Here is an 11789-nt window from a genome sequence, read left to right on the forward strand (position 1 = left end):
GTAGCTAGTAGCGATACTTTCTAAAATAACAGTAATTAATCGAAATATGGAATTTAAAGCATTGAAAAATATAGAAACCAGCTTCCGGCAGATACGTCTTTTTTCAATTGTATTTCTCTGCCTGTGTGCTGCCGTTACCGGATATTCGGTATGGAGTTCCTACAACTTTGCAGAAGAACAACGACAAAAGATCTATGTACTGGATGGAGGAAAATCTCTGATGCTGGCTCTTTCACAAGATTTGTCGCAAAACCGTCCGGTAGAAGCCAAAGAGCATGTACGCCGCTTCCATGAATTGTTCTTCACGCTATCTCCGGATAAGAATGCCATTGAGAGTAATATCAACCGTTCCTTGTTTCTGGTGGACAAAAGTGCTTTCAGGTATTACAAGGATCTATCGGAAAAAGGGTATTATAACCGTGTGGTATCGGGCAATATCAATCAGGGTATACAGGTCGATAGTGTCGTCTGTAATTTCGAAACTTATCCGTATAAAGCCGTAACCTATGCCCGCCAGATGATTATCAGGGAAAGCAATGTCACCGAACGCAGCCTGGTTACCCGTTGCAACCTGATCAATTCGGTCAGAAGCGATAACAATCCTCACGGTTTTACCATGGAATCCTTTGAAATTGTAGAAAACAGGGATATAAGGGTTTTAGAACGCTAATAATGAAAAAGTATGAGACAGATATTAAACGAATTAGGCTATATCATAGACTCGTATTTGAGGAAACTATGCGGGGAAATTACCCCTAAAAAGCGGATAACCGTGGTTATCATTATGATCCTGGTCTTTACTTCGGTAAACATCTACTTTACCTTCTCAACCATCTACAACTGGGGAAAAGAAAAACAGCATCAGGAACAATTGCAGATAGAACATATCCGGCAATTGAAATTTCAGAAGGACAGTATAAATCAATTATATGATTTTAGTTATGAACAGCGACAAGATAAATAACAACGAAAAGGTGGAAGAAAAAGAAGAACTGACACCCGAACAGATACGCAGACGCAAACAGCTTCTGATCTTCCCTTTGTTTTTTCTGGTATTTGCAGGGGGTATGTATCTGATCTTTGCCCCGTCAGCTTCAGATAAAGAAAAGGAAAATGAGGGACTGGGTTATAACGCAGAACTACCCATGCCCAAAGAAGAGGGTATCATATCCGACAAGAAAGGGGCTTATGAGAAAGATGAGTTTGAAAGTATGCAGCATCAGAAAAGGCGTACCCTACAGGATATGTCCTTTGCTTTTGACGGAACAGATGATTCTTCGTCCGATGGGCAAAAGACAGGAAGTTCAAACAGCGAAGCTCCGTCTTCTGCCAAAATCCAATCTTCGGTTTATGCCTACCAAAACGTTAACAGGCAGGTGAGTAGTTTTTACGAGGCTGCTCCCCAAATAGATCAGGAAGCGGAACAACGTCAACTAGAATTGGAATGGCGGTTGCAAGAACTAGAGCGAAAAGAGGAGGAACGTAAGCAAACCCAACAGATTGCGGAAGATCAACTGGCTTTGATGGAAAAATCCTACCAGATGGCAGCTAAGTATATGCCTGCAACTACTCAAGGGCAAATTGCAGAACCGATACAACCGACAGAAGAGGTTCAGGCAGCTCCGGTATCCCCAGTAAGCAATAAAAACCCAATCTCCGTGAGCCGGATACAGGAACAGGTCGTATCCTCCCTGCCTGTACAAATGAGTGATTCCGCCTTTATCGCCGAATATAGTAAGCCACGCAATACCGAATTTCATTCTATTGAAAGGAACGAACCTGATGAAAAAAGAAACGGGGTATATGCCACGATCTACAGGACAGTAACATTGACAGACGGACAGGGAGTACAACTCCGGCTAGCGGAAACAGTACAAGTCGGTGGCCGTCTGATACCCAAAGGAACAGTCGTCAGCGGAACGGCAAAAATTAGCGGGGAGCGTGTCGATATTCTTGTCGCATCTATCCTGCTGGATGGGCATATCTTGCCTGTGGAATTGGCTGCTTATGATATGGATGGGCGTAAAGGGGTATCGGTTCCGGGATCAGCCGAAATGAATGCCGCTAAAGAAATGGCTGCCAATATGGTACTGAATATGGGAACAAGTATCTCGATTACGGACAATGCAGCATCACAGATAGCCGCCGATCTGTCTAAAGGAGTGATACAAGGGGCATCACAGTACCTCTCGAAAAAAATGCGCACGGTCAAAGTAACGCTAAAGGCGGGACACCGGGTATTGCTTATCTCTGATAAATAAAAACAACCACTAAAAATCCAAGGTCACAGGCCTTTATACTAACACAGACCGATAAAACATAAGCACCGGACGAATGCTCGGGAGGTTGCCTCAAACACGGTCTGTATTAAAAACATTAAAACAATTTTAGTTATGAAACACCTGATTTTAATTTTCGCTTTTGCAGCAAGTATCCTGTCTGTTATGGCTCAGGAAAACCCTTCTTCGGGTGATTTATATAATGGGTTGACACGTCCCGTTATGTTTGACCGGATGATTCCGCCTTATGGTCTGGAGGTCACCTTCGGAAAAACAGTACATATTATTTTTCCCGATGCGATACGCTATGTCGATTTGGGGTCTTCCGACTTGATAGCCGGAAAAGCTGAGGGAGCAGAAAATGTCCTGCGGGTGAAAGCCGCTGTCCGGGATTTTAGTTCCGAAACAAATATGGCGGTTATCACCGATCAAGGTAGTTACTACACCTTTAATGTCAAATATTCGGATGAGCCACAGAAGCTAAACATAGAGATGAAAGATTTTATCCACGATGGGGAGGCGGTAAACCGTCCCAATAATGCCCAGGATATTTATTTAGAAGAGCTGGGTAAAGAATCACCCTTATTGGTAAAACTGATTATGAATTCGATCTATAAAAACGACAAACGGGAAATAAAACATATAGGCTCCAAGCGTTTCGGGGTACAATTTCTATTGAAAGGAATCTACTCACACAATGGATTGCTTTATTTTCATACGCAGGTAAAAAATTCTTCGAATGTCCCCTTTAGCGTAGATTTTGCCACATTCAAGATTGTGGATAAAAAAATAGCTAAACGTACAGCTATTCAGGAGACAATCATAACCCCAGTCAGAGTACACAATTTTGCGATGCAGATAGACGGTAGGCGTGACCAAAGGACGGTATTTGCCCTGCCTAAATTTACGATTCCTGATGACAAGGAGCTCATTATAGAACTCAACGAAAAAGAGGGTAGCCGCCACCAGTCCTTTGTCGTTGAAAATAATGATCTGGTCAGGGCAAGGGTAATTAATGAACTTGAAGTAAAATAAAGGCTCAGTTCACAGACCTTTTTATGTATTCTAATAACAACAAGCATATGTATAGACTTCTATTAATAATATCATTGGTCTTCCCATTCAGCCTGATAGTTACAAATACGGCAAAGGCTCAGCGATGCCTGCCGGGAATGAAGGGAGTAGAACTTAGAGCCGGGACTGTAGACGGGGTCAGCCAAAAGAAAGACAGGGAAGCATTCTCTTTTGGTGCTGCTATCAGTAAATATGTATCGGCAGGTAACAAATGGATATTTGGAGCTGAATATCTTCAAAAAAACTACCTATATAAAGAGACGGCTATACCTGTTTCTACATTTACTGCCGAAGGTGGCTACTATTATAATTTTTTATCGGATGCAGGTAAGACCTTCTATTCCTCTTTAGGCTTGTCGGCTTTGGGCGGGTATGAGTCTTGTAATTGGGATGACAAAGTTCTTTATGATGGCTCGACACTTACCTCTGAAGGTGCTTTTGTCTATGGTGCTGCTATAACACTTGAAATGGAAACCTATCTGTCCGACCGTGTTGTTCTGATCCTTTCTGCACGGGAACGCTTGCTGCTGAGCAGTTCTGTCGGAAAATTCCATACACAGCTGGGAGTCGGTGTAAAATTTATAATCAATTAAGCTCGCAGAACTATTTATTACTTAGCTCATAAAGATAGTTATACTTAAAGTGTACGATTAAATTTTCAATTATTTATAAAAATGAAAAATAAAATAGGAAAAATACTTATCGGATGTTATGTGCTTACAGCACTGACATTCGTGTGTGCCTGTAGTGACCGGTTGGACATTAAACAGGATTATGACTTTGATCTGGAGACGCTTCCGGTTCAGAAGACAATAGCAGTCAATGAGACTGCGGAAATTAGATGTAAGTTAGTCACAGAGGGGGATTACCTAGAGAATGTATACTTTATCAGATATTTTCAAAGTGACGGTGAGGGGATTCTAATGGATGATCAGGGAACTGTTTTTGCCCCGAATGACCTGTATCCGATGACAAAGAGAACATTCAGGCTTTACTATACCTCTCTTGGTACGAGCAGGCAGGTTGTGGACGTGTACATCGTTAATTCTTTTGGGAGGGTAATACAAAAGAGTTTCAGCTTCACCAATAATTCGACCAATACCGGTCGTAGCGACGTAAATTTAAAGTATTAACAATTTAAATTGCTGACAAATGGGCATGGCAATAAGCTTCTTTGTATATCAGGTAGTAGTATGGGCAGTTATTGTCTATAAACTAAGAAGAGCTCCGACGGATAAAGAACTATGGGATTATCCCAATAAATTATTATCCAATGTGTATAATTTCGATATTTGAAAATCTAGTCCAAAGCCATATTACTTGGTAGTTTGGCTTTGGATAATGATTCAGTTTAGGACTTACTATCGGAAGACTCGGCTAATACTCACGGCCGATAGTCAGCAACTTAATTTATTTCGCACTAAAATGTTTTTCCAAGGCTGTCGGTATACATAATAAAACTCCAGTATTTCACCCGGACTTTTCTTGTTTGTTTTATGTATGAGACAATATTGGAAAGATTAACCTTTGATTTTCAAATATTTTTGATTCACTACTCAATACAAATAAGGTAGAGTTTTCCTCTTTTGACAATTCAATGTTATACTTCTTATTATCTATAGGCATAAAATACATAACTACATTTTGTGTTTTTTCTGTATGCATTGCATGAATTACCTCCTCTATTTCAACGTTTTGGGTAGATAAGATATCATATAAGATAAGATCATTATCTTTATATTCAGCTATAACGATTGTATCGAGAACTTCAACGTAGTAAAGGTTCTCTTTAAAGCTGAATTTGTCAAAATAGTTACAGTAAAACATGACTAATCCTGCATTGTCAACCATTGAAATGTTGAATAGAGGAATTGCATTTTTTGCTTTTGTATAAAGCAGCCGGTGGTCAGACTGATTATTTACGTCCAGCTTTCTAATAATGTATTTGTTTCTTACAAAATCTATCTTTCGGGTAGCGACATATTCGTTAGCAGTATTAAACCCAAACAGAGTGTAATAATCTAGAACACTATTATTCGCAAACAAATAGATCATATCGGATTTGTCTTTCCATTCATCTAATACTTTCTCCATGAGAAATTTATTCAGCCCTAACTTTCTATACTCTTGGTCTGTGGAAACCGTACCTAATTGTATAAACCGTTTCTTTTTTCCCAGAACAATAAAATCAATCACACTGACGGTAATATGAGAAACCATCTTATTACCGTCTAATAAAGAATACAGCAGGCAACTGTCTTGCCAATAGCCACTGATGTACCACTTTTCAAAATCGAAACCCCAAACCTTTTGCGTTAATGTATGCAAACAGTTTCTTAGTTTTCCATCGTTTTTATAATCAGTGATGTAATTGTATTGCTTGTTCCTTATTACTACTTTTTCCATAGTCTTATGCCTCCTTTCGTTAATTTTACTTTTCTGCCACTACAAACATTTCATTATTAGAAGTGAAGTTCTTATGACTTGAGATAGGCCTTCGTCTTTCGGTTCTACTCTTGAATTTTATTTTACAATAAAAGAGCTTGCATCCGACAGATATTTCATTTCTTCACTCATCCGGCTCAGTGCTTCGGAAAATGCTTTGTCATCCAATCCGGGGTTGAAGCGAGAGCCGCATTGTTTTTTAAGTTCACTGCTTGCTGTTTGTTGCCGTGAGGCCTCAGAATACAATTTGGCCAAATCCTGGTAAATATTGTCAGGATTGCTAATTATACTTTGCCAGCTGCTTTCCAATTCTTTCATATAGTTATTAGCTGCATTGCAGTCGCATTCTAACGACTGCGCAGGAAAAGTATAAGCAGGTTGCTCACTCAATCGTTTCGTGTTTGTTGGAAAAATGATACCTTCGGGCAGTTCACCCGCAAACTCTTTTTTATAATCCTGCTCTCTGTATAATTTGCGAATTACATTTTGCTTGTGAGCATAACTCACACTTATTTGGTCTTTGGCATTTTCATCCAACCCAAACATCCAGGGAGTATGTGCTTTTTCGAGGAATAGCGTATTGAGTACTTGAACCGGCAGTTTTACGATACCGCTGCTTGCTTGGTATTCAACACTATTCTCATCGTAAATATTATCAACACTCTTGTCCTGTACGTTTTCCATCACATAAAAGTTAGCATGTAGCATGTAGTTCGAAAGGGTGGGATTCATTATCGTAACAGATTTATTGCTATTGACCTTGGTTACAAAATTAACAGAATTACCCTTATATGTCAAGGTGTGTTTACCTTGAGTGATGCCAATAGGCAGAGAACTTTTAGCCGGAATAGTATATTCTTTGTCGTCTATTTTGATAATAATATCTGCTTCCAGTGGGTTATCTGCCAAATATTCCCATACTGGCTTCGAATTACTACAGGCTGAGATAAATATAACTGAGAAAATAAGTAGGATTCGGTGTAGCTTGCTTGCACTCATTCTTTTTAACGTTAAATCAATTTAGTTTTATGAATATCAAATCAGTCTTTCTTTATGCAATCTTTCTAGGTAATGATTATGATCGCAATTTATGATACACTTGGAAGTAGATCATTTATACTGGATGATATTTAGTTGAATTTCAAATACAAAAGTAGAGTGTAGAAAAATAAATAAAGAGGAATTACTAAATAAAAATACGCTTATTATACTGAATTTACAATAATTATTTCCCCAAAATACTGATTTAAGAGTATCCTGGAAGAACTTTTCTCGACTTAGGAGTTTTCCTACTCTTGCTGAAACCTTAAAAGGGATTTTCATAATGCTTTTAGTCATTAAGTTTTACATCTAATTTTTTTGCAATCTGAACAAAAGTTTTGATTGGAGGCTGTACTTCGTTGGTACATGATCTTGAAATAATAGCTTCATTTTTTTTCTAATTGTTCAGCTAACCATTTGCTACTTAAATTCTTCGATACAAGTATTATATTTAGTCTATTTATTGTTTTTTCACTCATAAAAGTTGCATTTTATACAAATGTGTTGATTTTATTAATATATTCCTATAAGAGAGCATTTAAATAAAACTTTGTAAATACCAACGATAAGAAGTTTTTCTATGTCTTGCTGTATGGAAAAAGAGAAATATAAGGTCTATGTTACTATTTGGAACTCATTCTTTTATTTCATTTTGATAAAACCTTATGATTTGCGTTATTCAATAAGGAAAAGGAGGGTAACAAGTAAATCAATCTGGAAGTTAGGAAAAACTTATGTTACTATCGTGATCTTGTTACTTTATCTTGAATTAGACCTATATAAGAATTTAATCTGAGAAGATATTTAAGGTTTTTAGGATATATTCAAGTGCCTTTCCAAAGAGTAAATCATTAAATCATTTTACCATGAAAGAAAATTATTTTATTGGAATTGACGTAAGCAAAAAGAACTTGGATTGCTGTCTATTATGTAACGGAATTGTAATTAGACAAGATGTTATCTCAAACCACCCAAAGAGTATAGAAAGCTATATTTCAATCATTTGTATTGAAGAAAGCACTGATATTGAGCAAATAGTTGTATGTGCCGAATATACCGGATTGTATATCTATCCTTTAGTAGTAGCCTGCCAAACTAACAGTTATAAACTTTGGTTAGAAGATCCAACACAGATAAAATATAGTTCCGGATTACAACGAGAAAAAAACGATTTAATAGATGCTAAACGTATTGCTTTATATGCTTTTCGATACATTGATAGGATAAAATTATATAAGAAACCCTCAGCCAGTATTGAATCAATCAAATTATTATCTGCGGAATTAAATATGCTATGCGTTGATAGGGCTAAATATCAGGCTCAGTTATCTGATCAAAAAGAGTATATGCCAGATTATATCTATAAATTGAAGTCTAAAAGACTGAATTTACTTATCAAAGAGTTAGATAAAGCGATAAACAACATAGAAATTGAGATTGAAAATATCATAAAGAATGATGTTTTGCTATCCCGACAAATGGAATTATTATTAAGTATTGAAGGAATCGGGAGTAAAACTTCTGTAAAAATGATACTGGAAACCCAAGCCTTTACAAAATTTACCGATAGTCGAAAATTTTGTTGTCATGCAGGAGTTGCTCCATTCAGTTACTTATCCGGCAGTAGCCAACATTCAAGGAATCGAGTTTCTCAAAGAGCAAATAAAAGTATTAAAACATTGCTTCATCTGGCAGCATTGTCAGCACTCCAGAATAAAGATAGTGAACTACGAACTTATTATGACAGGAAGATAGCTGAAGGAAAGAATAAAATGTCTGTATTGAACGCAATAAGAGGCAAACTTATTACCCGCATGTTTGCTGTTATTAGAAACGATCAGTCTTATGACTTTAATTATGCTAACCAATTTGCATAATTAAATCATTGTTCGTGGTTTTGCGAACTATATTGATGAAAGAATGGCAAAACAAGAATTGACAACAGAACAGGAACTGCTTGCCCGCTTTGCCAAAGCGCTGGGACACCCTATACGCATTGCTATATTGCAAATGCTGGCACAACAGATTCGCTGCTATCATGGAGATATGTCGGAAATCTTTCCGGTGGCAAAAAGTATTTGCGAACAGCGGATCAAGGAGTATTGGGAGATGGAGTGAAATTTTGAAGATATTTATTTCTGTTGCCTCTCTAAATATATATACCCCCACTTTCTCATTTCTTTTATAATGGGATAAATAGTCTCTCCATATTCGGTTAAATAATATTCTACACGAGGGGGAATTTCATTAAAAGATTCCCTTCGTATTATACCGTCCCTAACCAATTCATTAAGTTGAGTTGAAAGCATCCTTTCGCTAATAGTCGGTAACGAACGCCTTATTTCGCTAAATCTGTTTATATTTCGTTGGATTAGTACTATTATAGTTGTCTTGCATTTTCCCTTTATAACTTTTAAGAAAACATCCGAAGGGCAAATATATTCAGGTTCTACCATTTTTTTTAATTATTTTTCTTCTGTAAATCAGTGATACGGAACTTTTGTTCCGTAACGGAATGTCTTGTAAGTTATTGTTTTATAAATAATAACGCTGTAAATTTACACAAAAAAGATGAAAATGGACTACAAAGCATTATTAGTAACAGAAAATAACGGTGCATACGACAAGAAAATCGTCACGTTAAACACGAATGATTTACCCAAAAACGATTTGCTGGTAAAAGTAAAATATTCATCAATAAATTACAAGGATGCCCTCTCATCAAGCGGAAACAAAGGAGTAACAAAACACTATCCGCACGTTCCGGGAATAGATGCAGTTGGTACTGTTATAGAATCCGCATCAGATAAGTTTGCCTTAGGAAGTGATGTATTGATAACAGGATACGATTTGGGTATGAATACATGGGGAGGATTCGGAGAATATATTTCTATTCCTCAATCTTGGGCTATATTATTGCCGAAGGAGTTATCAGCTAAAGAGTCCATGTCTTTCGGCACAGCAGGTTTAACGGCAGCCCTGTCAGTAAACTACCTTACAGAGAATGGAATATTGCCCGATAATGGAAAAATTGTGGTAAGTGGTGCAACAGGTGGAGTTGGTAGTATTGCCGTATCTATACTTGCAAAATTAGGATATGATGTAACTGCTATTTCAGGTAAAGATGAGCATTTATTTCTCACACAAACATTAGGAGCAAAAGAAGTCATCAGCAGAAATGAATTTATAGAAAGCTATAATAAAAAAACATTAGCAAAGCCTTTATTTGCAGGTTCGATAGATACAGTCGGAGGAGAAATATTATCGGGAATGCTTAAAGCAAGCCAATACGAAGGGGTAGTTACCTGTTGTGGAATGGTCGCTTCTGCCGAGCTTAATACAAGTATTTTTCCTTTTATATTGCGTGGAGTGCGTTTAATTGGCGTAGATTCAGTGGAAATATCTATCTCAAAAAAAGAAGAGATATGGAAAAAACTTGCGAAAGAATGGAAGCCGTCTAACCTTGAAAAAATAGTAAAAGAAATATCCCTTCATGATTTGCCTGAAACACTTGATAATGTTCTGGATGGCAAGGCTAAAGGTCGTTTTATACTAAAACACGAGGATTGAGTATGAAATAAGCTCACTGAGTTAGTCACTGGTCGTCGGGGAACGCCCCGACTGGATTTCTTTGTGGCACTGGCAATTATGATCGAGGGCTTATCTGGTCTTGACGGTCATAATAAAAGTAGAGGCAAAATGAAAAAAATTAAGACTTGGTATCCGAGTAGGTAAAGCCTACGCACTGCACTATAACCTACATGGGTTATCGAATAATAGGTATTGAATATAAAGCAATTAGATTCATTTTGTATAACAAATATAATTTTCACCTGAACTGGTACGTTTTGTTATTGAATAGGGTTACAACGATATTCTTTTATTTCCCATTTATTCATACGTGTAAAGGTAGCCTATTTATTAAAAAAATAGTTGAATTTTATTTGGAAATCTCATAAGAATAGTAATCAGGCAGATTATCTGCCCATCTTATGTTATCGATAAACTTTTTGTTATATATCCTATCCTTATGAATATTCCATTCTCACAACATTCGATTTTTCCCTATTAGAACCGCATTATGCGGATGGCTGTATATTTGATATACAATTGATAGTCCTTAATATCCTTACTGTTTTTCCTTGTCAGGTTATTAGATATGATGGGTATGGATATGTTATGATCACTTCCGATAATTGTTTCTACGTTTTGTTTTATTTCCTGTTTCATAATCTGTATCTATTTTATTCAATTGCATATTGACCTAAAAATCCTCCGCATGGAACAACTAAAATATCCCGATCTATCAGGAAGATGTCTGCCTTTTTGAAATACAGGTTCTCATGTCCTACAGCATTAGGCACATATCCAAAATTTTCATGGGGTTTGAATGGACGTTCTGCCTGGAATATATGCCCTCCTTACCAAAATTCATTGGTTTTCAGCTTTTTGATGACAACCGTTTTTAGTTTATTCTCCAACTTCCATTTCCTGATATAGTAATTACCCAATCATATTCTTTGCTCTAGTAAACAAGAATATTGTATTTGTATAACAGTATATCAGGTATTTTATAATCTTGGCTTCTGTAGCTGATGGATATAATTACCTATCGGTCTGTTTCAAAGCCTATCTGATAATGTTTGCTCTCTGTCCTGTTTAGGATATACACTTTGCTTTTATAGGTGATTGCTATTTTATTTGCTATCATACTGTTGACTATATATTAAGTAAATCTTATGCTGCTAATCTTTGCTCAATAAGTGGAATGTTGTTTTCTACAAGTGCTATTATCTGTTTGTGGTACTTTGTATTCTTATTGCATACCCCTCTCGATTGGATAACTTTTAATTGAGATATGGATATTTCTATGGTTTCAATCCTCTGTCCATCTATACAAGCCGAAAGGATAAGTGAATCGGCTTTTGAGTGATAAGAGCCTACGCAATG

14 protein-coding genes and 1 pseudogene are annotated in these 11789 nt (G+C 36.9%); 10 read left to right on the forward strand and 5 right to left on the reverse strand.

Going from position 1 to position 11789, the window contains the following annotated elements:
• The first annotated feature begins 46 nt into the window (after positions 1 to 46).
• The 7 genes from traK to PKC55_RS17300 all read left to right on the forward strand — a co-directional run bounded on the left by traK (position 47) and on the right by PKC55_RS17300 (position 4649).
• Positions 47 to 670 carry a conjugative transposon protein TraK gene (gene traK, locus PKC55_RS17270; RefSeq protein WP_291129827.1) on the forward strand — a complete coding sequence of 208 codons (624 nt, stop codon included), beginning with the start codon at positions 47 to 49 and terminating at the stop codon, positions 668 to 670.
• 12 nt (positions 671 to 682) lie between these two features.
• Positions 683 to 964 carry a TraL conjugative transposon family protein gene (locus PKC55_RS17275; protein ID WP_291129830.1) on the forward strand — a complete coding sequence of 94 codons (282 nt, stop codon included), beginning with the start codon at positions 683 to 685 and terminating at the stop codon, positions 962 to 964.
• The gene (gene traM, locus PKC55_RS17280) at positions 930 to 2261 is read left to right on the forward strand and encodes a conjugative transposon protein TraM (RefSeq protein WP_324373604.1); all 1332 of its coding nucleotides are present in this window, start codon (positions 930 to 932) and stop codon (positions 2259 to 2261) included. The genes PKC55_RS17275 and traM overlap by 35 nt, the downstream gene beginning before the upstream one ends.
• Positions 2262 to 2393: 132 nt before the next feature.
• Positions 2394 to 3314, forward strand: coding sequence for a conjugative transposon protein TraN (traN, locus tag PKC55_RS17285; protein ID WP_291129836.1), 921 nt, complete (start codon positions 2394 to 2396; stop codon positions 3312 to 3314).
• A 47-nt stretch (positions 3315 to 3361) separates the two neighbouring features.
• Entirely contained in the window at positions 3362 to 3946 is a 585-nt protein-coding gene (locus PKC55_RS17290) for a conjugal transfer protein TraO (RefSeq protein WP_291129839.1), read from the forward strand.
• A gap of 81 nt (positions 3947 to 4027) precedes the next feature.
• Positions 4028 to 4486: a DUF3872 domain-containing protein gene (locus PKC55_RS17295; RefSeq protein WP_291129842.1), complete on the forward strand. Its 459-nt coding sequence runs from the start codon at positions 4028 to 4030 to the stop codon at positions 4484 to 4486.
• Between the two features lie 19 nt (positions 4487 to 4505).
• Positions 4506 to 4649: a hypothetical protein gene (locus PKC55_RS17300; protein ID WP_167755455.1), complete on the forward strand. Its 144-nt coding sequence runs from the start codon at positions 4506 to 4508 to the stop codon at positions 4647 to 4649.
• A gap of 198 nt (positions 4650 to 4847) precedes the next feature.
• Here the strand turns inward: PKC55_RS17300 and PKC55_RS17305 are convergent, their stop codons facing one another.
• On the reverse strand, positions 4848 to 5759 hold the full coding sequence (locus PKC55_RS17305; protein WP_135105875.1) for a GNAT family N-acetyltransferase: 912 nt from the start codon (positions 5757 to 5759) through the stop codon (positions 4848 to 4850).
• 117 nt (positions 5760 to 5876) lie between these two features.
• The gene (locus PKC55_RS17310) at positions 5877 to 6797 is read right to left on the reverse strand and encodes a hypothetical protein (RefSeq protein ID WP_135105873.1); all 921 of its coding nucleotides are present in this window, start codon (positions 6795 to 6797) and stop codon (positions 5877 to 5879) included.
• A gap of 908 nt (positions 6798 to 7705) precedes the next feature.
• Between PKC55_RS17310 and PKC55_RS17315 the strand changes: the two genes are divergently transcribed.
• Together PKC55_RS17315 and PKC55_RS17320 are read left to right on the forward strand one after the other, a co-directional pair.
• Positions 7706 to 8716 (forward strand): IS110 family RNA-guided transposase, encoded by a 1011-nt coding sequence (locus PKC55_RS17315; RefSeq protein WP_135105871.1) that lies wholly within the window; start codon positions 7706 to 7708, stop codon positions 8714 to 8716.
• Positions 8717 to 8759: 43 nt separating this feature from the next.
• Positions 8760 to 8939: pseudogene (locus PKC55_RS17320) on the forward strand (transcriptional regulator); the annotation flags it as partial.
• Between the two features lie 32 nt (positions 8940 to 8971).
• Here PKC55_RS17320 and PKC55_RS17325 read toward each other — a convergent pair.
• Positions 8972 to 9295, reverse strand: a complete 324-nt coding sequence (locus tag PKC55_RS17325) for a winged helix-turn-helix transcriptional regulator (RefSeq protein ID WP_135105869.1) — start codon at positions 9293 to 9295, stop codon at positions 8972 to 8974.
• A 115-nt stretch (positions 9296 to 9410) separates the two neighbouring features.
• Here PKC55_RS17325 and PKC55_RS17330 point away from each other — a divergent pair, with 115 nt between their 5' ends.
• Positions 9411 to 10409, forward strand: a complete 999-nt coding sequence (locus tag PKC55_RS17330; protein ID WP_135105867.1) for a YhdH/YhfP family quinone oxidoreductase — start codon at positions 9411 to 9413, stop codon at positions 10407 to 10409.
• A gap of 498 nt (positions 10410 to 10907) precedes the next feature.
• On the opposite strand, the gene PKC55_RS17335 is transcribed toward PKC55_RS17330, so the two are convergent.
• Together PKC55_RS17335 and PKC55_RS17340 are read right to left on the reverse strand one after the other, a co-directional pair.
• Positions 10908 to 11069, reverse strand: coding sequence for a DUF7688 family protein (locus PKC55_RS17335; protein WP_167755454.1), 162 nt, complete (start codon positions 11067 to 11069; stop codon positions 10908 to 10910).
• 507 nt (positions 11070 to 11576) lie between these two features.
• Positions 11577 to 11789 (reverse strand): PcfJ domain-containing protein (locus tag PKC55_RS17340; protein WP_291129854.1); only part of this gene is annotated, 213 nt, incomplete at its 5' end.

Origin of the sequence: Dysgonomonas sp., from assembly GCF_035323175.1 — a bacterium.
GTDB lineage: Bacteria > Bacteroidota > Bacteroidia > Bacteroidales > Dysgonomonadaceae > Dysgonomonas.